We start from the raw sequence: 20,163 nt of genomic DNA, 5'->3' as shown, positions 1-20,163 counted from the left end.
CTGCAGGCCATAGTCGTGCAGCCATTGCCCTGAGGCGAGGCCACGCGGCGTCGATTCCAGATATTCCGGCGTGACGGCGAAGGCGTTGCGGTGGGCGACGGCGTCGCGAACCAGCGCACAGCCCGCTTCGAAGGGCGCGTGCAGCCATTTGTGCGGGTCGAGCGCGACGGAATGGGCGCGTTCGATGCCGGCGACGAGCGATCTGTTTTCAGGCGCGATGGCGATCAGGGCGCCGATGCAGCCATCGACATGAAACCAGAGGTCTTCCTCTGCCGCCAACACGGCCAGCGCCCGCAAGTCGTCGATCGCGCCCGTGTTGACGGTTCCTGCGGTGCCGATGATGCAAGCCGGCTTGAAACCTGCCGCGCGGTCTTCCGCGATGGCGGTCTTGAGCGCATCGACATCGATGCGCAGATCGGCGTCGGTCGAGACCCGCCGCAGCGCCCGGTTGCCGAGGCCGAGCACTTCCATGGCCTTGCGGTGGCAGGAATGGACTTGGTCCGAGGCGTAGAAGCGCAACGGTTTTGGGATCGCCCCGACACCCCTTTCGCGCACGTCGACGCCTGCTTTGGCATTGCGCGCCACGGTCAAACCGATAAGGTTGGCCATCGAGCCGCCGCTGACAAGCGTGCCGCTGGCCGAAGCCGGGAAGCCCACCATCTCCTTGCACCAGTCGACCACCTGGCTGTCCATCAGCCCGGCGGCGTGATTGCCGCCGCCGAGGTTCGAGCCCTGGATCGCCGCCAGAAAATCGCCGAGCGCGCCCGTGAAATTGCTCGAGCCCATATACCAGGACCAGAAGCGCGGATGGATATTGCCCATCGGATAGGCCATGACGTTGCGGGCGACATCGCCATAGACCTCGGCTATCGGTGCCGGCGAGCGCGGCAGCGGCTCCGAGAAGAAGGCGCGAACCTCGACCGGCATTTGGCGCCACACCGGACGGTCCCGGACATCCTTGAGATAAGCGACGGCATCCTCGACGATCCGATGCGACAGGGCCTGCATCTCAGCCCAGTCTGGCGGGTCGAGCGTCTCATCCATCACCGCTGCTTCCTGCAAAGTGTCCATTCGCTGCTCCCCCGCCATCATTCCTGGATCGTCGCGCGGCGCCGCCATCCGAGTGGACAGCAGCGCCGCGATTTGTCCTCAGGCGTCGAACTGGCAGCCTGGTGTGGAGCGCGACAGTGCCGTCTCCTCGACATCCATCTCAGCCTCGATGCCGTCGAAGAGCGGGGTCGACATGTAGCGCTCGCCGGTGTCGGGCAGCATGCACAAGATCACCGAGCCAGCCGGAGCGGTGCCCGCGATCTGGCGCGCGACGGCGAAGGTGGCGCCGCCTGAAATGCCGGTGAAGATGCCTTCCTGCTGCGCCAGGGCCTTGGCCCATTTAATGCCCTCCGGGCCGGCGATCGGCACCACATCGTCATAGTAGCGCTTGTCGATCGCCTCCTGCAGCACGTTGGGGATGAAGTCCGGCGTCCAGCCCTGGATCGGATGCGGCTCGAAGGCCGGATGGCTGGCGGACGGCGCACCGCCCTGGCCACGCTCCTGCGGCTTGCCGCTGCCGATAAGCTGCGCGTTCGCCGGTTCGGCAAGCACGATGCGGACATCCGGCCGCTCGCGGCGCAGCACCCGGCCGACGCCGGCCACGGTCCCGCCGGTGCCGTAGCCGGTGACCAGCACGTCGAGGCGCGACCCTGCGAAATCGTTGATGATCTCGCGCGCCGTGGTCGCCTCGTGGATGGCGGCATTGGCTTCCGTCTCGAACTGGCGCGCCAGGAACCAGCCGTTCGCGTCGGCGAGTTCCACCGCCTTCTTGTACATCCCGAAACCCTTCTGGGCGCGCGGCGTCAGCACCACCTTGGCGCCAAGCATGCGCATCAGCTTGCGGCGCTCGATCGAGAAGCTGTCGGCCATCGTCACCACCAGCGGGTAGCCCTTCTGCGCGCAGACCATGGCAAGGCCGATACCGGTGTTGCCGCTGGTCGCCTCGACGACGGTCTGGCCCGGCTTCAGCTTGCCGCTACGCTCGCCTTCCTCGATGATGTTGAGCGCCAGCCGATCCTTCACCGAGGCCGCCGGATTGAAGAACTCGGCCTTCACATAGATGGTCGCGTGGCCGGGGCCGAGATTGTTGATACGGATGACCGGCGTGTCGCCGACGGTGTCGAGAATGCTGTCGAACAGCCGGCCGCGACCGGCAGTGGTCCTGATTTTCAACTTCTGCAACATGGGCTTTTCTCCTCGCGATCTCACGCGCCGGTTACAGACCGGCGGCTTGGGCGGCGCGGTTTCGACACCTTGCCGCGTTAGGTTGCTTGACCTGCCGCGAATGCGGCAACGGCGGCATTCCGGCATGGAATTGGGCTGCCGGATGCTTCCTGTCGTCTTTGGTGATAGAACATGGACCAACTGGTGAGCGTTGGAGAAAGCGTGGGAACATACGTGGAATCCAGCCGATCGAGCCCGAACGACACTGCCGCCGGCCTGTCCTTGCGACTGCTTGGGCAACTGACGATCGCGCGTGGCGGCGAGCCGGTTAAATTGCCTTCTTCGCGCAAGTTGCGCGCGCTGCTGGCCTATCTGGCGCTCGCGCCACATCCCGTCAGCCGCAGCCGGCTTTGCGAGCTTCTGTGGGACGTGCCGAACGATCCGCGCGGCGAGCTTCGCTGGTGCCTGAGCAAGCTTCGCGGCGCGCTTAACCAACCGGGCCGGCAGAGGGTCGAGACCGAGGGCGACACCGTGGCGCTTCGTCTTGCCGATACGAACGTCGATGCCGTCGAAGCCGCCGCAGCGGTCGCCGAAGGGATCGAGACGCTCAGCCTCGGGCGTCTTCGGGCGCTTGCGCAGCTCTTCGCCGGCGATTTCCTTGACGGGCTGGAGCTCGATCGGAGCCCGCATTTCACCAGCTGGCTGACCGCGCAACGCCGCCGTTTCAGCTCGTGCCACGTCGCCGTTCTGGAGCACATCATCGGCCTGCTCCCCCAGGGAGCCGATGAAGCGGGCGCCTATCTGGACAGATGGCTGGAACTCGCGCCCTTCGATGGCCGCGCCCATGTGGCGCTGCTGGAAAACCTTGCGCGGCGGGGACAGATCGGCGCCGGTGAGGAGCATATCGCGACCGCGGCGGAACTCTTCCGCTCCGAGGAGCTGGATGTCGCTCCCTTGCGGGAAGCATGGCACGAGATCAAGGCACGCCATTCCAGCGCAACGCCATGCGCGCGATCCGGGCTAGCTCTTCCGGCCCCGCAAGCACCGATCGTTGCCGTCGAATCCGAACCCGCATCGGTGCGCCGGGCCTCGTTGGCGGTGATGCCGTTCGCGGAAAGCGCCGTCAATTTCCGTGGCGGGCTTGCCGATGGCTTGACCCACGACATCATAACGCGGCTCGCCAAGCTTCGCGATTTCTTCGTCATTGCCCGCGGATCGGTCTTCGCGCTGGCCGAGAAGGACATCGCGCCGGAGGACGCCGGGCGCCGGCTGAATGTCGACTATGTGGCGACAGGCTCGGTCCGCAGCCTTTCGGGCAGGGTGATCGTCTCGGTCGAGCTCGTCGAGGTCCGCACCGCGAGGATTGTGTGGGCCGAGACCTTCGAGCACAGGCCGGACGAGATCTTCACGGTGATAGACGACATCGGCAACAGCATCGTCTCTTCGATCGCCGCCGAGATCGCGACCGTCGAGCGAAACCGGGCAATGCTTAAGGCGCCGAATTCGCTGAATGCGTGGGAAGCCTATCATCGCGGGCTCTGGCACATGTACCGCTTCACCCGCCAGGAAAACGAACTGGCGCAGCAGTTCTTCAATGACGCCCTGAAGCTCGACCCGACCTTCGCCCGAGCCTATGCAGGCCTCTCCTTCACGCATTGGCAGAATGCCTTTCAGCGTTGGGGCGATCGCGACCGTGAGGCGTCGCTGGCTTTCGCAACTGCCGGTCACAGCCTCCTGGTCGATGACCGCAATCCGGCCGCGCACTGGGCGATGGGCCGCGCCTTGTGGCTGCGCGGCGAGCAGGACGGCTCGCTGCTCGAGTTGGCAAAGGCCGTCGACCTCAGCCCGAACTTCGCGCTCGGCCACTATGCCCTGTCCTTTGTCCATTCGCAGTCGGGCGATCCGCAATCGGCGATCGGCTCCTCCGATCACTCGCGCCATCTCAGCCCCTTTGACCCATTGCTGTTCGGCATGATGGGCGCGCGGGCCATGGCCCATGCGCGGCTGGGCGAATACGATGAAGCCGCCGAATGGGCGCTGAAAGCTGCGGCCAGGCCCAACGCGCATGTCATCATCCTGGCGATCGCCGCGCATTGCTTGGCGCTGGCCGGCCGCCAGGACGAGGCACGAAACTTCGCCGCCGCGATCCGCACCACGTGGCCCGACTATCGGGCGGACGATTTCATCGCCACCTTCCGCTTCGACCGGGACGGCGAAGCCCTGTTCCGCAGAGGCGCGAAGCTGATCGGATTGAATTGATTTTCTGGCACATCCAAAGGCGTGTTGCGATTGAGGTCAGGCCGAGCCGAGAATGGCGGGTTCCGAGAGCCGGAGCGGAGCGTACTTGAAGTCCATGAGCACCAGCAAACGCGCGTTTGCAGGTCGGCATCACCTGAATATCAACAGGTCTCAGTGCATCAGCGGACCGCTGGCCTTGCGCCACGCATCGATGCCGCCCTGGATGTGGCGGGCGCTCGATATTCCGCGATCCTGCGCCGCCTGCACGGCCATCGCCGAGCGCTCGCCGAAGGCGCAATAGAACAGGATCTGCTTGGCTGTCGATTTCGCCAGCTCGTGCAGCATGCCGCCGGCGGCGATATTCTCCTGCAGCCGCGCATAGGGCAGATGGATCGCGCCGGGGATGACGCCGTGGCGATCCCGTTCGGATTGCTCGCGCAGATCGATCAGCGCCACGTCGGGCCGACCGACCAGCGCCAGCGCCTGTTCGGCGGTCACTGCCCAGCCGCGGCTGGCGATGTCGTCCTGATGCAGCCCCACCCGCATGTTGGCCGGCACGGCCACATCCATCATCTTCGGATTGGACAGCTTCAGGTTGTTCATGATATTCACGTACTCGTCCACCGACTTCACCTGCAGGCGCGGATTGAAGGCCTTTTCCTCGCCGATCGTCGACACGGTCTCGCCCTTGTAGTCGTGTGCCGGAAAGATCAGCGTCTCGTCGGGAAGCTTGAGCAGGCGGCCGAAGATCGAGTCATATTGCTGGCGCGGATCGCCGTTCTGGAAGTCGGTGCGGCCGGTGCCGCGAATGAGCAGCGTGTCGCCGGTGAAGACGCGGTCCGGCAGGACGAAGCTGTAGGAATCGTCGGTGTGGCCGGGCGTATAGACGACGTCCAGCGCCAGTCCCTCGATGGCAAGCTTGTCGCCGTCGGCAAGCCGCATCGACACGACGTCGGCCTTGGTCTGCTCACCCATCACGGTGACGCAATGCGTCCTGTCGCGCAGCGCGCCGAGCCCGGTGATGTGGTCGGCATGAAGATGTGTGTCGACCGCTTTGACCAATCTGAGGTCGAGCTCGTTGACCAACTGCAGGTAGCGTTCGACCTTCTCCAGCACCGGATCGATGATCAGCGCCTCGCCGCCGCGGCGGCTGGCGAGAAGATAGGAATAAGTGCCCGAAACGGAATCGAAAAGCTGACGGAAGATCATTTTATCGCCCCATGCGCGAGCGGCCCAACCCCGGCTGCCGACCAAGTCTAGAACAAGCATGAGGTGCCCGCCAGCGAACACTTCATGCTGATCTAAGGGCCGAGCTCCTACCGCCTGAGCACCGCGCTCAGCACGTCGCGGATGCCGATCGCGCCGACGAAGCGCGAGCCTTCGTCGAACAGCGCCACCGGTGCCGTCTGCGAGCGATGCATGGCGAGCATCACCGTCTTCAGCGACGTGCCGGGATTGGCCCAGAACACCTGCGCACCCTCCTCCGGCTGCCTCTCGACCTCGGCGCAGGATACCCACACCGCCGGCTTGCCGTCGCGTTCGGCCGCGGCCACCAGGCCGTGCTCGTCGATCTTGAAGCGCGTCGTCTTGCGCCGGTCGAGCCAGACCCAGCCATTCTCGCCCTGCTCGAGATCGCGGCGGTCGCGCATCACGTTCCAGGCGGTAAGCACCGAGAGCGGATTCACATTGGCGATGAAGTCGCGGACATAGTCGTTGGCCGGCCTGAGCACGATGTCTTCCGGCGCGCCGGTCTGGACGATGCGCCCGCCTTCCATGATGGTGATGTGGCTGCCGATCTTCAGCGCCTCCTCGAGGTCGTGGCTGACGAAGATGATGGTCTTCTTCAGCGCCGCCTGGAGCTGCAGGAGCTCGTCCTGCAGCTTGGTGCGGATCAGCGGATCGAGGGCCGAGAACGGCTCGTCCATCAACAGGATCGGCGCCTCGGTGGCGAAGGCGCGGGCGAGGCCGACGCGCTGCTGCATGCCGCCCGAAAGTTCATGCGCGTATTTCTTCGACCACTGGTCGAGATGGACCAGCTGGAGCTGCTTCTGCACCCGTGCCTTGCGCTCGGCCTCCGGCACGCCGGCGAGCTCCAGACCGAAGCCGACATTCTCCTCGACCGTTCGCCACGGTAGCAGGCCGAACTGTTGGAACACCATCGCCACCTGCTTCTGCCGCAGGCGTCTCAGCGTCGGCTCATCGCAGGTGACGACGTCGACCGTGCGGTCGCCGTCATTGACCAGCACCTGGCCGCGCGACACCACGTTCAACCGGTTGACGGCTCTCAGCAGCGTCGACTTGCCGGAGCCGGAAAGGCCCATCAGCACCGAGATCTCGCCCTCATGCACGGTGAGGTTGGCGCCGGCGCAGCCCAGCACGTTGCCGGTCTTTTCGAGGATTTCGGCGCGGGTTGCGCCCTGGTCGATCAGCGCGAGGGATTTCGCCTGGTCGGCACCGAAGACGATATCGACATTCTTGAAATCGACGGCGACGGTCATTTCTTGCCTCCAACGCCGATGCGGGTCATGCGATCGAGCACGATGGCGAGCACGACGATGGCAAGGCCTGCTTCAAGCCCGAGGTCGATCTTGCGGGAGCCGAGCGCGCGGTTGATTTCGGTGCCGAGACCGCCGGCGCCGATCAGCGCCGCGAACACCACCATCGACAGCGACAGCATGATCGACTGGGTCAGCCCCGCCATGATCGTGGGCAGCGCCGAGGGCAATTCGACCTTCCACAGAAGCTGGTTCTTGGTGGCGCCGAAGGACTCGCCCGCCTCGATGATCGCCTTGGGCACCGAGACGATGCCGAGATGGGTGAGACGCACCGCCGTCGGGATGACGAAGATGATGGTGACGATGAGGCCGGGCGCGTTGCCGAGCCCGAACAGCGTCAGCACCGGGATCAGGTAGACGAAGGTCGGCAGCGTCTGCATCAGGTCAAGCACCGGCAGCATCACGCGGTAGACCTTCGGCTTGTGCGCCGCCCAGATGCCGAGCGGCACGCCGATCGCCATTGCCATGGCGGCGGCGGCCACCACCAGCACCAGTGTTTGCACCGTCTGCTTCCAGAGGTTCTGGTTGATGATGAAGATCAGGCCGATGAAGACGCCGATGGCGAGCGGCCGGGAGCGTTGCAGGAACCAGGCGATGACGGCGACGACCAGCGCCAGCAGAACCGGCGGCAGCATCAGCAGGAGGTCCACCGCCCCGTCGAGGATGAAGTTCAGGCCGTTCGAAAAGGCCCTGAAGACGGTATCGAAATTCTCAGTGAGGAAGCCGAAGAAGGCCTTGCCCCATGGACCTATGGGAATCTTGTAGGCGACCAGAAATTTCGAGATCGGATCCATCTTTCCCCTCATTGATCCTTGCCGCCCTTGCCGAGCGGTCACCTTCTCACAGCATATGAAAAAGGGCAGCCTTTTCCAGCGGCTGCCCCTTTCCGGAGATCATGCCGGACTCAAAGCCGGCTCAACTCCTGAGCGCAGTCTTGATGGCCGCAGCCGCATCGCCGCCGTCGAAGGTGGTCACGCCGGCGATCCAGGGCGCGATCGCGTCCGGATGCTTCTTCAGCCAGTCGGTGGCGACCGTCTGGGCATCGCCACCTTTCAGGATCGCGTCCATCATCTCGCCTTCCATGTCGAGATTGAATTTCAGGTTGGAGATGAACTTGCCGGCATTCGGGCACTCGGTGGTGTAGCCCTTGCGCGTGTTCGTATAGACGGTGGCGGCGCCGAAACCGCTGTCGCCCATCCCGTCGAGATAGGTGATCTTCATGGCGCCCATCACCGGATGCGGCGTCCAGCCGAGGAAGGCGATCCACTCATTGTTCTTCATCGACTGCTCGGCCTGCGTCAGCATGCCGGCTTCCGAGGACTCGACCAACTCGAAGCCTTCGAGATTGTCCTTCGGGTTCTTGATCATGTCGAGGATGATCCGGTTGCCGTCATTGCCGGCCTCGATGCCGTAGATCTTGCCGTTGAACTTGTCCTTGAACTTGCCGAGATCGGTCAGCGTCTTGACGCCCGCATCCGCGACATAGGTCGGCACGACGATGCCGTAGCCGGCGCCGGTCAGGTTGGTGCTTACCGTCTCGACCGAGCCGTCGGCGGTATAGTCCTTGATGTCATTGGTCATCGACGGCATCCAGTTGCCGAGAAAGACGTCGAGGTCCTTGTTCTTCAGCGACGCATAAGTCACCGGCACCGAAAGCTGGATCACCTGCGGCTCGTAGCCGAGCGCGGTGAGCAGCACCGAAGCCACCCCGGTGGTTGCCTGGATATCGGTCCAGCCGACATCGGACAGTCGCACGGCCTTGCAGCTCGCCGGATCGCCGGCATAGGCCGCGGTCGTGGACAGAAGCGCCGCCAGCCCGAGGCCGGCGACGAAGGATTTCATACGCGACATGAACTTTCTCCCATTGCGGTTTTTTAAAGCGGCGCGAAGTCACGGTTCTTGCGCCCGCCTTGTTTCGCCAGCCAAACACCATTTTGATGCGGTTTCAAGCGGTTCCACACCGCGATCAACGGCGCGCGCTTGCCATTCAGCGACATGCCGCACTTTCCGGCGGGCCCGCTTTTTTGGTGGAAGGAGCCCGCGGCCCCTTCCCCGCCCCGCAGCAATTGAGCTTAAACACCCATATGGCCAAGCTCTACTTCAACTACGCAACGATGAATGCCGGCAAGACGACGATGCTCCTGCAGGCATCCTACAACTATCGCGAACGCGGCATGACGACGATGCTGTTCGTCGCCGGCCATTATCGCAACGGCGACAAGGGACTGATCTCGTCGCGCATCGGTCTCGAGACCGAGGCCGAGATGTTCCGCGACGGCGACGATCTCTACGCCCGCGTCGCCGAGCATCATGAGCACGCCACCGTGCATTGCATATTCGTCGACGAGGCGCAGTTCCTCGAGGAGGAGCAGGTCTGGCAGCTGGCCCGCATCGCCGACCGGCTGAACATCCCGGTCATGTGCTACGGCCTGCGCACCGATTTCCAAGGCAAGTTGTTTTCCGGCTCGCGCGCGCTGCTCGCCATCGCCGACGATCTGCGCGAAGTGCGCACCATCTGCCGCTGCGGCCGCAAGGCGACGATGGTCGTTCGCCTCGGTCCCGACGGCAAGGTGGCAAAGCAAGGCGAGCAGGTGGCGATCGGCAAGGACGTCTATGTCTCGCTCTGCCGCCGGCACTGGGAAGAGGAAATGGGCAGGGCTGCGCCCGACGACTTCATCGGCTTTGCCCGCAACTGAGACGGGGAGCCTCGCGACTTCCGACTAAGTTGGGCAATCGCTGCCATGCGCCGGCTGATGGCCGCTTGACTGCCACGATTCGGCACAACAGATTTGCACACTCCCCAGCGCCGCAGCTTGTCCGCAAAAACAAGAGCTTAAGGCATACCAGCTAAAGCTGCCTGAAGGCGGCGCGCATTACTCCGGCATGAGCATGCTTGCCTTATCTTTCAAGGACCTGGCCAATTCTTTTGTTTTGCCACGTCTCCCTGTCTTCCTTCTTTCAATCCCTTGAGCCCCCACATATATTCGGCGACGTTCGACACGAAACCGGATGCCGAAGCGGGAGGCCCCCTATGGCGACGTTGCAGAATTTCGATGCCGAAATTGCCAAGACCAAGCAGGTCGTCGAGGACATGCGCACCAAGATCGAGCAGTCCGGAACCGTGCTCGACACGCTGGCGCAGGCCGACAGGAAGATCGGCGATGCCAATTTCGACCTCGAGAACGCCCGCATCGAGGACGTGCTGAAACAGCAGAAGGTCATGGAAGGCAATATCGCCGACCTGATCATCGGGCTGGAGGACGCCACCAATGTCTTCGGCGCCGAATTCGAGAGCATGAAGAGCTACACCGGCTGGGAAAATCTCGTCGGCGTCTTCTCCGAGCAGCGCAAGCAGCGCATGCGCACCGACCGAGTGCGCAACATGTCGCTCGCCGGCAATTTGCAGGAGCTCCTGGCGAAATCGGACACCATCGTCGGCATCCTGAAAGCCCAGAAGCAGATCCTCGACCAGCGCTACAAGACCTCCGAAGCTAGCCTGTCGCAGGTGATCGAGCGCCGCAAGGCGACTATGACCAATCTCGAGGCGGTGCAGAAACGCATCGAGGAACTCAACCCGATGCTGCTCGACATCGAGAACAAGATCGCCGCCTCGACCAGCCAGAAGGAACGCACCCAGCTCGAGGGCGAGCGTTCGAAGATGGCGACCGAGTACAACGAGAAGCAGGCCAAGGAGCAGGAGCTGCTGGCCGAAAGCCAGACGCTGGAGCGCTACACCTCGATGTTTCAGACGTTTGTCGATTCCCTCAACAACCAGATCGCCGCGCAGTCGACGCTGATCAACAAGCTGACAATCGACACCGAGCAGCGCATCGTGCTCTACAAAGCTCTGGAAGACTCGCTGAAGACGGCCGCCCAGCAGGACGTCGCCCACAAGATCAACACGCTGGGCAGCCAGGTCGACAACACGGCCGAGGAGACGATGGCCGGCATCGGCGCCGCTTCGCAGAAGCACATCGGCGATCTCTTGGAGATGCACGAGAAGAATATGGTGGCCACCGCTGACATCCAGCGCCGCAAGAAACTCGCCGACGACGCCTTCGCCCGCCGCTTCGACGAGGTGATGAAGAAGCACAATTCGGCGAACTACGTGCAGCAGTAGGCGGTGTGACGGCATTCTTCGACACGGCGGTGCCATGACCCCCGAAAATGAAGCGGCGGCGCGCTACTTCTTCGCCATCACCGCAGCGCTGAGCGGGCTCGAACTGTTCATGCGCGACGACCGCTCGCCGCTCTACCGGCACGGCATCGTCGCCAAGGTCGTCGCCGAATACATCGCCCGGCTGGAAAACTCATTCGACTGCTGGCGCAACCGGCTGGGCTTCATGGATACGTTCCGCATTTCGCGCGCCGACAGCGGCTATCCGGTGTTCCAGAATCTGCTCGAATTGGAGAACGACCGCCGACAGGCAGATAGCCGGTTGGCCAACCTTCCGCAGGCCGGCGAGTTGCGCGAGGAGATGGCCGACTTCATCCTGCGCCACAAGGAATTGCCTGTGGCGCTGCAAAGGTCGATGGCCGAGCGGCTCTATCTGGAGGGTGTCAAGAGCGAGACCACCTTCGGTCCGTTCACCCTGGCGCAGACGGCCAAAGTCTCGGTCAATCCGAAGACCATGCGGCCTTACTACCTCGTCCACTGGGCCTCGTTCGACGGCAGCGCCAACCTGCCGCTGATCTATATGGTGACGGTCGAGGACTCCTCCGAGAGCATGGTGCGACAGCTCGTCGACGCGAACGGCAAGCTGAACGAGAAGATCGACATTCCGCTTCCTGTCGATGGCCTGCTCAACCCCGAGCTTGCCCACCGCTTCGACGATTTCACCGAGAAGAATTCCGCCTACACGCTGTCGCCGGCGACCATCGCGGTCAATCTCGACAAGGATTTCGAGCCGCTGCACCCGAAGCAGTTGCGGCGCGTCGTGCTCGGCCCGTTCTATTCGGCCGGGATCACCGAGAACAATTCGACCGTTACCGAGGTTCTGGCCAAGGTGCGCAAGCCGGAGAACGCCTGGCTGCTCACCTGGACCATCCAGGAAGTCTTTTCCAAGTCCGAGAAGCCCGGCCGCAAGGGGCTGTTCTCCAGCGAAAAGTCTACGCAGGAATTCTTCATCAACACCGACGACCTCGAAGCGGCGCGCCAAGGCGTCTCCAGCTACGAGAACCACGCGCTGATCCCGCACGAGGCCTATCAGGCGCTCTATGCCGCGGGCGAAGCGCAGAAGATCTTTTCCGGCTACAAGGTCCACATCCTGTCCAAAGGGCAGGTCATCAGCGATGTGTGACCGTCGAATCGCGGAGTATCCGTAATGGACACCGGCCTGACCACGATCTCGGAATCGACAATCGAAAAGCATCGCGCCACCGCGCAGAGCTTCATCACCCGCATCGTCGTGCTGGAGGATCCATCGCGCGAGTCCGGCACCGCGCTCGCCGGCACCAACCGGCGCTTCGTCTCGACCGTCTCGGCCGGTTCGGTGCGCCGCACGCGCGAGGTCGAACTGTCGAAAACGGTCGCCGCGATCCATCCCGACGACCAGCTGATGAGCATCCCCCAGCACATGCTTCTCTACCGCGCCCGCCGCGGCCTGGCGATCGCGCTGGCCATATCGGATGTCTTTGCCGAAGGATCCGATCTCGAAAGCCTGCAGGCCAAGAACGCGCGTGCCCCGCTCGAAGGCGACGAGGCGGCGAGATTCAAGAAGCTGCTGTCGGCCTCCGCCTATGTTTCGGCTTTCAGCTTCGCCTCCTACCTGTTCCAGCTGATCGACAGCGAAGGCGAGGCGCCGAACGACAGTCCCGAACCCGACTTCCTGTTCGACACGCCGCAGGACGCGGTGAAGTCGATCGTGGCAGGCCTCGACAAGGCAATTGCCGGCTCCAAGGACGATGCCGATCTGATGACCAGGGCGCGCGCATTCGCCCGCGTCGCCATCGACGGGCTGCTCGCGCGCAAGGGGCGCTTCGACGGCATCGGTCCGTTCGAGAACGCGCATATCCGCATTGATGCCGACGACTTCACCCTCGACGGTTTCGACGTCGCGCCCGGCAAGCGCTTGAAGCCGCTGGTGATGACCTTCAAGAAGCCGGAAGAGGTCGTCGGCAATCACATTGCCAAATACCAGTCGGTAAAGCTTGCCAAGATGCTGATGGCCTATGATTTCGACCGCGAGCTGAACCCCTTCGTCGAGCTCGGCGGCTTTCTGTTCACCTTCATCGGCGACGGCGCGCCAGGCACCGGCAAGACGACGCTGATCCAGATGATCGCCGGCCTCCTCAACAACTATTGTCAGGTCGCCGGCTATCCCTTCGTCTACGAGAATTTCGGGGTCGACCAGATTTCTTCCTACCAGGGCAAGTCCGGCCAGAACTGCCGCCAGTTCATCAACAATGTGCTCAATCCGCGGGCCATCGGTTTCGGCACCATCGACGACATCGACCAGGTGGCGGCGCGCCGCTCGGACGACCGTGCATCCGCCGGCCAGCAGGAGATCACGGGCGTCCTCATGGACGCCTTTGCCGGCGCTTCCACCGTGGTGCGCGGCAACTGCTCCTTCGGCATGTTTTCCAACTACCCCGAAAATGTCGACGACGCGCTGCGCCAGCGCGCCGGCGCCCGCTGGCTGGTCGACGGCCCCCAGAGCCGCGACGACTACATCGACATCTTCGTGCTGCTCGCCGGCAAGAACCACAAGATCCCGCTGGGCGAGCACGAGCTCTATGCCGCGCAGGAAATCCAGCGCGCCGTGACTGCGGCTTATGAGGAGCACGAGAAGCCGCAGGAAGACGGGCTGATGAAGGTCTATGAGCGCTATATGAAGGAGAACGGCGCGCCGAAGACGATGGCCGATATCGGCACCTACCTGCACATGATCAAGGATGCCGAGCCGCGCTTCACCGGCCGCGCCATCAAGAACGTGACCGACGCCATCAAGATGCGCGCCACGGATATCGAGCTGCCGGACGACTGGTTCGAGAAGCCGGAAGCCTTCATGCACAAGAGCTACGACGACAAGAAGGCGATGATCGAGGAGTTGCGCGGGCCGTTCTCGATGGACATGGTCATGCAGGAGATCAACCGCTACGCCGATTCCGAATTCCGCTACTCCGACAAGTCCGACGACGCGGCGGTCGAGAAGCTTTTGCGCGACGCGCGGCTCCGCGAACGCGCCGCGCGCGAGATGGAGGAGCTGAAGAACAAGGGGCTTTGGAATGCGTAGGCTTCCTTCGCTGCCCGCAAGTGCGGAAGGATGTGGTGCCAACGTCGGCGCCTCCCTCTCCCCGTCCTTCACGGGGAGAGGGTAAGGGTGAGGGGCAGCGCCGTGCGTGGACCAGAAGTCGCTACAACGAAACCGGCAAGACGCCTCCGGCAGTCGGATAACGACGCGGAAACAGCTCTTTGGATGGAACTGCGCGACAGACGATTGAATGGCCATAAGTTTGTGCGGCAGTTTCCGATAGGCAATTATTTCGCTGATTTTGCCTGCAGGGAGTGCCAGCTCGTTGTCGAGGTCGATGGCAGCCAGCATGCAGGCAACAGCTACGACCAGATCAGGGATCGCTTCCTGGTCTCAAACAATTGGTCCGTTCTCCGCTTCTGGAATGTTGATGTCTTGAAGAAGCGGGATGAGGTGCTCGAAACCATACTTGCTGCGATCGAATGCCGTCTCGATCGTCTGATCGAGACGCACGAGCTTCGATTTATTGCTGCCAGCGGCTACGGGGAGACAAATCTTTGATCGTTGGCGCCGCCCCTCACCCTTACCCTCTCCCCGTCAAGAACGGGGAGAGGGGGGCGTCGGCGTTGCCGCTTCGCCTTTCGAGGCTACATCCGTCGGACCTTTGCCAATGACCCGTCCCGCCAAAAAGCCCGACCTTCTGCGCGACAACGAGCTGATCTATGGCAGGCTGCTCGTCGTCGATGAGCCGCATCTCATCCAGCGCTACAACAAGGCTCTCGTCGCCTTCGGCCTCGAGCCGACCAAGCTGACGAGCTTCCAGATCGACCGCACCGGTTTCTCGCCCGAGGTGGCCGAGGAATGCGGCGATTACGGCTATCTCGATCCCAACGAGGTCAACCGCCGCTTCATCATCCTGACGCCGTCGCAAATCGATCTGCCGGTCGTGCACACCGCCTTCTCCAACACCTCGCAGCTGATGTTCGAGTTCATGTCCAAGAACCAGCGCGCCATCGACGCGCTGACCATCAAGGACGTCATCTACGGCGAGATCGAGGACTCCGTCCCCAAGGTCGACGACATCGAGGACCTGCTGTCGATCAATCAGGTCGAGTTCAAGGTTTTGTCGGCCGAGGACGTGCTCGGCAAGGCGGCCGAGCTCGGCAAGCTGGTCGACCGGCTGAAGCAGGAGCCCGACGCCTGGCGCGACAACGCCATGCTCGAGCGCATGGTCGGCCTCGCCAAGGTCTGCGGCGACATCCGCGAGAACGCGCTGGTGCCCGATCAGGTGATCTTCCGCCACAACGCCTACTGGACCAGCCATTTCGGCGGGCTCTACGTCTTCGTCGACCCCGACATGACGACGGTGATCAGCGATCCGGCAGCCCCCGGCTTCCGCCGCTCGCGGCCGTGGCAGGTCAGCTATCTGTCGATCAACGACGCCGACAAGGTATTCCGCTTCCTCACCGCCACCGGCCGCCTGGACCTGCCGCGCGCTTCCTGGATCGAGACCTCGGGCTATCTGGAGCACCGCGCCGAGATGGTGGTGAGGGCGCTGATCCGCGATGCCGAGCCCAACCGCAACCTGACGGACGTCGACAAGGTCTGGCTGCAGACCTGGATCCACAGCCATGCCGACCTGATTGCCAGCGACGGCAATTTCCCTTTCCTCAACGTCGCCAAGCGCGAGATCGCCCAGTTCGGCCACCTGAAGCTTGAAGATGTGCCGCCGCGCCAGCGCTTCCTGGTTGTGCGCGCCAAGCCCGATCATCCCGATGCCTGGCTCACCAATCAGTTGATCTCGGATTTCGTGCCGCAGGACTTCGTCTCGCGCTACGTCTTCAATAAACCGGGCTTCTACAAGGACTTCGACGGCTTCAGCGATGCATGGCGATCGCATGTTGTGGACGTTCTGAAAACCACATATTTGAAGGACAAGGCGGCATTCCGCGCGCGCCTTTTCGGCTTGACGGACTGAGGGGGGGACGAGAGCCATGCTTGATCCGATCGTGAGTTTCTTCACCCGGATTTTCCAGTGGATCGGCCGCGGCATAGGCTTCGTCGTCGGCATTATTCTCTGGCCGTTCATATGGGCCGGCCGCTGGTACGGCCAGCGCGGCTGGATCCTGAAGGCGGTGGTCGGCCTTGCCTTGCTGGTTTTGATCGGCCTTTACGCCAACTTTTTCTACGCCACCCAGTGGTGGAACAATTTCGACCCGAACTATCCTGACAAATACACCTTCGAGAAGCGCAGCGTCTCGGCCGGCGAGCAGGTCTCCGCCGGCGCTGTCACCGACACCGCCAAGACCTGCGGCAACTCAGGGATAGCCCAGGTGGCTGCCGATCTGACGGACTTCAACGTCAACCAGAATGCCTGGGTCTCCTCGATGATCCTTTACAAGCTCGGCTTGTTCGGCATCGACTGGGACCATACGCCGTGGATGGACAACAAGGCCTCCTTCCAGCGCGGCATCAACCAGGCGGTCCGGCGCACCGCCACCGAGCTTGCCGACAATCTCGGCCGCGTGCGCACCACCTCACAGATCGACGCCGACCTGCAGGATGCACGCGGCAATCTGCAATTTGACGAAGAGACCTGGTATTTCGGCCTCAACCCGTTCGGCCCCAAGACGCCGACGCCGAGCTACTACCGCGACGCGGTGCGCAAGCTGCGCTCCTTCAACGCTCGCCTTGCCAGCTGTCAGGCGACGTTCGATGCCCGCGCCGACAATCTGAAGCAATATATCGACCGCATCGCCAGCGACATCGGCTCGACCTCCGCGATCTTGAAGGAGCGCGCCGAGAACCATAATGACGGCTGGTTCGACTTCCGCGCCGACGACCGCTTCTGGTTCGCCTATGGCCAGCTCTACGCCTATTACGGCCTGATGAAAGCGGCGCAGGCCGACTTCGAGGACGTGATCAAGGAAAAGCACCTGCAGAATTTGTGGGACACCATGGACGCGCAATTCGTCTCGGCACTGCGCATCCAGCCCTTCATCATCGCCAACGGCCGCGAGGACGGCTGGCTGTTGCCGACGCATCTGACAACCATGGGCTTCTATATCCTGCGCGTGCGCTCCAACATGGTCGAGATCAGCAACGTGCTCAGCCAATAGCGCGGCCGCCACAGCAGGAGGGTGGCGGATTTGCGCCGTCGCGTCTGTCGCATTCCGCGCATTGCGCGGCTGTTTTGAGACGGCGGAACGATCCCTGCTCTGGCTTCTATACGCTCGCAACGACCGGGCGCCAAAGACCCTTGGGAAGGTCGGCCGGGAACGCAATAATTTCTTCGCAGGAAACATAGTTGCATGAAAGTTGACGCCGTGACAGCGACAGGGTTAGAACATGCCCTTGCGTCCGGGCGGAAACGCAGAACCGCCCTGTTTCCTCGTTTAACGCAATTCCGGACGGCAGACCGTCTCACACTTTTCCTGGAATTGCTGTAGTGATCGAACCCCTCCCCTCCACCGCCCAATCCAGAGGAAAGCCGTCATGGCCGAAGTGAAGTCCGACATCGAGATCGCGCGCGCCGCCAGGAAGAAACCGATCCAGGAGATCGGCGCCAAGATCGGCATCCCTTACGAGCACCTTTTGCCCTATGGCCACGACAAGGCGAAGGTCTCGGCCGAATTCATCAAATCGGTGAGGGGCAACAAGGACGGCAAGCTGATCCTCGTCACCGCCATCAACCCGACGCCGGCCGGCGAAGGCAAGACGACCACCACGGTCGGCCTCGGCGACGGCCTCAACCGCATCGGCAAGAAGGCGATCGTGTGCATCCGCGAAGCCTCGCTCGGCCCGAACTTCGGGATGAAGGGTGGCGCCGCCGGCGGCGGCCTGGCCCAGGTGGTGCCGATGGACGATATGAACCTCCACTTCACCGGCGACTTCCACGCCATCACCACGGCCCACAACCTGCTTTCGGCGCTGATCGACAACCACATCTACTGGGGCAACGAGCTCGGCATCGATACCCGCCGCGTCGCCTGGCGCCGCGTCATGGACATGAACGACCGGGCGCTGCGCGAGATCATCTGTTCGCTGGGCGGCGTCGCCAACGGCTTTCCCCGTGAGGCCGGCTTCGACATCACCGTCGCTTCGGAAGTCATGGCGATCCTGTGCCTTGCCACCGACCTCAAGGATCTCGAGAAACGCCTCGGCGATATCATCGTCGCCTACCGCCGCGACAAGTCGCCGGTCTATGCCCGCGACCTCAAGGCCGACGGCGCCATGGCCGTGCTTTTGAAGGACGCCATCCAGCCCAACCTGGTGCAGACGCTGGAGAACAACCCGGCCTTCGTGCATGGCGGCCCGTTCGCCAACATCGCGCATGGCTGCAACTCGGTCGTCGCCACCACGACGGCGCTGAAGCTTGCCGACTACGTCGTGACCGAAGCCGGCTTCGGCGCCGACCTGGGAGCCGAAAAATTCTTCGACATCAAGTGCCGCAAGGCCGGGCTCCAGCCGGCGGCCGCCGTGATCGTCGCCACCGTGCGCGCCATGAAGATGAATGGCGGCATCAAGAAGGAAGATCTCGGCAAGGAAAACATCGAAGCGGTCAAGAAGGGCTGCCTCAACCTCGGCCGTCACATCGAGAACGTGAAGCAGTTCGGCGTGCCGGCGGTTGTGGCGATCAACCACTTCACCACCGACACCGACGCCGAAATCCAGGCGATGAAGGATTTCGTCAAGGCGCAGGGCGCCGAGGCGATCCTGTGCAAGCACTGGGCTCAAGGCTCAGCCGGCATCGAGGACCTGGCGAAGAAGGTCGTCGAGATCGCCGAATCCGGCGCCTCGCAGTTCTCGCCGCTTTACCCGGACGAGATGCCGCTGTTCGAGAAGGTCAACACCATCGTCAAGCGCATCTATCGCGGCGACGAGGCGATCGCCGACAAATCGATCCGCGACCAGCTGCATGCCTGGGAACAGGCAGGCTACGGCAATCTGCCGGTCTGCATGGCCAAGACCCAGTACTCCTTCTCGACCGACCCAAACCTGCGCGGCGCGCCGACCGGCCATACCGTGCCGGTGCGCGAGGTCAGGCTCTCGGCCGGCGCCGGCTTCGTCGTCATCATCTGCGGCGAGATCATGACCATGCCCGGCCTGCCCAAGTCGCCCTCCTCGGAGAAGATCTTCCTCAATGAGCAGGGCCAGATCGAGGGCCTGTTCTAGGCAGCGTTGGGAGCTGAAACGACCAAGGGCGCCGCACTGCTGCCGCGCCCTTTTTCTTTCGGAGTTGGTGCGGCTAGAGCAGTTCCAGGAAAAGTGTGAGCCGTTTTCCGTCCGGAATTGCGTCAAAAACAAAAAGCCAGAGCATTTCGCCGTTTCCGTGAAACGGTGAATGCTTTAGGCAGCGTTCCGCTTCAGCGCCCGCTGGTTCGACGCATAGATCGTGTCGCGCTCCGGCAGGGCGCCGGTCTTCAGGCAATCGATCCATTCGGCGGTCTTGAGCACCGCGGCGAAGCGCGACTGCAGCACCACGCTCACCACGCGATGGATTTCTTCGGCAGACGCGTAGCCGGCGCTGTTGGCGTAGGGAACCGAGCCGCTGGCATCCGAGAGGAACTCGACGGCAAAGCCCATATGCACCGCATGGATGATGGTCGACAGGTCGCAATTATGCGTCATGTAGCCGACGAGCGCGATCGTATCGATGTGGTTGGCGCGTAGCCAGTTCTCGAGGTCGGTGCCTGTGAAGGCGGAGGGCAGCGTCTTCTCGACATAGTGGTCGCGGGCGCGCCCGGCGATCTCGGGATGCAGTTCGCCGCCACTGCTGCCGGCATCAAGGTCGTTGTCGTGAAGCAGATGGCGCCGGAGACTTCGCCGATCTTCGCCGGCGCGGTATCGAGGATGGTGCAACCGGCGTTGAGGAAGGCGCCGTCGCCGAGGACCAGGTTGAAGCCGTAAGCGCAGTGGAACGGCGCCTCGATGCGCGCGCCCTCGCCTGCGCCGCCGAGCAG

Annotated in this window: 17 protein-coding genes and 1 pseudogene; 9 read left to right on the top strand and 9 right to left on the bottom strand. The window is 63.1% G+C overall.

Annotated elements, in window-relative coordinates; genetic code table 11:
• Both EOA75_RS10960 and EOA75_RS10955 read right to left on the bottom strand, forming a co-directional pair.
• The coding region (locus EOA75_RS10960; RefSeq protein ID WP_164747348.1) for a pyridoxal-dependent decarboxylase at positions 1-1,071 on the bottom strand (1,071 nt) is incomplete at its 3' end.
• 78 nt (positions 1,072-1,149) lie between these two features.
• Positions 1,150-2,235 carry a pyridoxal-phosphate dependent enzyme gene (locus EOA75_RS10955; RefSeq protein ID WP_127324249.1) on the bottom strand — a complete coding sequence of 362 codons (1,086 nt, stop codon included), beginning with the start codon at positions 2,233-2,235 and terminating at the stop codon, positions 1,150-1,152.
• Positions 2,236-2,406: 171 nt separating this feature from the next.
• Between EOA75_RS10955 and EOA75_RS10950 the strand changes: the two genes are divergently transcribed.
• A complete protein-coding gene (locus EOA75_RS10950) occupies positions 2,407-4,473 on the top strand; it encodes a BTAD domain-containing putative transcriptional regulator (RefSeq protein WP_082953953.1) in 2,067 nt (688 codons plus the stop codon).
• A 150-nt stretch (positions 4,474-4,623) separates the two neighbouring features.
• Here the strand turns inward: EOA75_RS10950 and EOA75_RS10945 are convergent, their stop codons facing one another.
• The 5 genes from EOA75_RS10945 to EOA75_RS35585 all read right to left on the bottom strand — a co-directional run bounded on the left by EOA75_RS10945 (position 4,624) and on the right by EOA75_RS35585 (position 9,004).
• On the bottom strand, positions 4,624-5,661 hold the full coding sequence (locus EOA75_RS10945) for an MBL fold metallo-hydrolase (RefSeq protein WP_127246147.1): 1,038 nt from the start codon (positions 5,659-5,661) through the stop codon (positions 4,624-4,626).
• Between the two features lie 107 nt (positions 5,662-5,768).
• Positions 5,769-6,950 (bottom strand): choline ABC transporter ATP-binding protein, encoded by a 1,182-nt coding sequence (choV, locus tag EOA75_RS10940; RefSeq protein WP_095823289.1) that lies wholly within the window; start codon positions 6,948-6,950, stop codon positions 5,769-5,771.
• Positions 6,947-7,801, bottom strand: a complete 855-nt coding sequence (gene choW / locus EOA75_RS10935; RefSeq protein ID WP_066994259.1) for a choline ABC transporter permease subunit — start codon at positions 7,799-7,801, stop codon at positions 6,947-6,949. Before choW ends, choV begins: the two co-directional genes overlap by 4 nt.
• Positions 7,802-7,922: 121 nt before the next feature.
• A complete protein-coding gene (locus EOA75_RS10930) occupies positions 7,923-8,858 on the bottom strand; it encodes a choline ABC transporter substrate-binding protein (protein ID WP_127215406.1) in 936 nt (311 codons plus the stop codon).
• A 23-nt stretch (positions 8,859-8,881) separates the two neighbouring features.
• On the bottom strand, positions 8,882-9,004 hold the full coding sequence (locus EOA75_RS35585) for a hypothetical protein (protein WP_259979959.1): 123 nt from the start codon (positions 9,002-9,004) through the stop codon (positions 8,882-8,884).
• An 87-nt stretch (positions 9,005-9,091) separates the two neighbouring features.
• Between EOA75_RS35585 and EOA75_RS10925 the strand changes: the two genes are divergently transcribed.
• From EOA75_RS10925 to EOA75_RS10890, 8 genes are all read left to right on the top strand, one after another.
• Positions 9,092-9,703, top strand: coding sequence for a thymidine kinase (locus tag EOA75_RS10925; protein WP_127215405.1), 612 nt, complete (start codon positions 9,092-9,094; stop codon positions 9,701-9,703).
• A gap of 335 nt (positions 9,704-10,038) precedes the next feature.
• On the top strand, positions 10,039-11,127 hold the full coding sequence (locus tag EOA75_RS10920; protein ID WP_095801837.1) for a hypothetical protein: 1,089 nt from the start codon (positions 10,039-10,041) through the stop codon (positions 11,125-11,127).
• A 34-nt stretch (positions 11,128-11,161) separates the two neighbouring features.
• A complete protein-coding gene (locus EOA75_RS10915; protein WP_127324248.1) occupies positions 11,162-12,307 on the top strand; it encodes a hypothetical protein in 1,146 nt (381 codons plus the stop codon).
• Between the two features lie 24 nt (positions 12,308-12,331).
• Positions 12,332-14,242, top strand: a complete 1,911-nt coding sequence (locus tag EOA75_RS10910) for an ATP-binding protein (protein WP_127324247.1) — start codon at positions 12,332-12,334, stop codon at positions 14,240-14,242.
• Between the two features lie 102 nt (positions 14,243-14,344).
• Positions 14,345-14,761: a DUF559 domain-containing protein gene (locus EOA75_RS10905; RefSeq protein ID WP_127324250.1), complete on the top strand. Its 417-nt coding sequence runs from the start codon at positions 14,345-14,347 to the stop codon at positions 14,759-14,761.
• Positions 14,762-14,870: 109 nt separating this feature from the next.
• A complete protein-coding gene (locus EOA75_RS10900; protein ID WP_127324246.1) occupies positions 14,871-16,178 on the top strand; it encodes a DUF6638 family protein in 1,308 nt (435 codons plus the stop codon).
• Between the two features lie 16 nt (positions 16,179-16,194).
• Positions 16,195-17,319, top strand: a complete 1,125-nt coding sequence (locus tag EOA75_RS10895) for a DUF2333 family protein (protein ID WP_127324245.1) — start codon at positions 16,195-16,197, stop codon at positions 17,317-17,319.
• A gap of 376 nt (positions 17,320-17,695) precedes the next feature.
• Entirely contained in the window at positions 17,696-19,375 is a 1,680-nt protein-coding gene (locus tag EOA75_RS10890) for a formate--tetrahydrofolate ligase (RefSeq protein WP_095781256.1), read from the top strand.
• 174 nt (positions 19,376-19,549) lie between these two features.
• Here EOA75_RS10890 and EOA75_RS10885 read toward each other — a convergent pair whose 3' ends face one another.
• Positions 19,550-20,008 (bottom strand): isochorismatase family protein, encoded by a 459-nt coding sequence (locus EOA75_RS10885; protein WP_348628659.1) that lies wholly within the window; start codon positions 20,006-20,008, stop codon positions 19,550-19,552.
• 14 nt (positions 20,009-20,022) lie between these two features.
• Positions 20,023-20,163, bottom strand: a pseudogene (locus EOA75_RS34970) (sugar O-acetyltransferase); the annotation flags it as partial.

The organism is Mesorhizobium sp. M1A.F.Ca.IN.022.07.1.1 (assembly GCF_003997575.1).
GTDB lineage: Bacteria > Pseudomonadota > Alphaproteobacteria > Rhizobiales > Rhizobiaceae > Mesorhizobium.
Note: the sequence above shows the minus strand (reverse complement) of the source record. Positions and strands in the feature narration are given on the sequence as shown.

Bases quoted from the DNA above. Each gene is read 5' to 3' on its own strand.
- EOA75_RS10900 (WP_127324246.1), top strand. From the start codon at position 14,871: ATGACCCGTCCCGCCAAAAAGCCCGACCTTCTGCGCGACAACGAGCTG.
- EOA75_RS10915 (WP_127324248.1), top strand. From the start codon at position 11,162: ATGACCCCCGAAAATGAAGCGGCGGCGCGCTACTTCTTCGCCATCACC.
- EOA75_RS10930 (WP_127215406.1), bottom strand. From the start codon at position 8,858: ATGTCGCGTATGAAATCCTTCGTCGCCGGCCTCGGGCTGGCGGCGCTT.
- choW (WP_066994259.1), bottom strand. From the start codon at position 7,801: ATGGATCCGATCTCGAAATTTCTGGTCGCCTACAAGATTCCCATAGGT.
- EOA75_RS10950 (WP_082953953.1), top strand. From the start codon at position 2,407: ATGGACCAACTGGTGAGCGTTGGAGAAAGCGTGGGAACATACGTGGAA.
- EOA75_RS35585 (WP_259979959.1), bottom strand. From the start codon at position 9,004: ATGTCGCTGAATGGCAAGCGCGCGCCGTTGATCGCGGTGTGGAACCGC.
- EOA75_RS10945 (WP_127246147.1), bottom strand. From the start codon at position 5,661: ATGATCTTCCGTCAGCTTTTCGATTCCGTTTCGGGCACTTATTCCTAT.
- EOA75_RS10920 (WP_095801837.1), top strand. From the start codon at position 10,039: ATGGCGACGTTGCAGAATTTCGATGCCGAAATTGCCAAGACCAAGCAG.
- EOA75_RS10895 (WP_127324245.1), top strand. From the start codon at position 16,195: ATGCTTGATCCGATCGTGAGTTTCTTCACCCGGATTTTCCAGTGGATC.
- EOA75_RS10925 (WP_127215405.1), top strand. From the start codon at position 9,092: ATGGCCAAGCTCTACTTCAACTACGCAACGATGAATGCCGGCAAGACG.
- EOA75_RS10955 (WP_127324249.1), bottom strand. From the start codon at position 2,235: ATGTTGCAGAAGTTGAAAATCAGGACCACTGCCGGTCGCGGCCGGCTG.
- choV (WP_095823289.1), bottom strand. From the start codon at position 6,950: ATGACCGTCGCCGTCGATTTCAAGAATGTCGATATCGTCTTCGGTGCC.
- EOA75_RS10890 (WP_095781256.1), top strand. From the start codon at position 17,696: ATGGCCGAAGTGAAGTCCGACATCGAGATCGCGCGCGCCGCCAGGAAG.
- EOA75_RS10910 (WP_127324247.1), top strand. From the start codon at position 12,332: ATGGACACCGGCCTGACCACGATCTCGGAATCGACAATCGAAAAGCAT.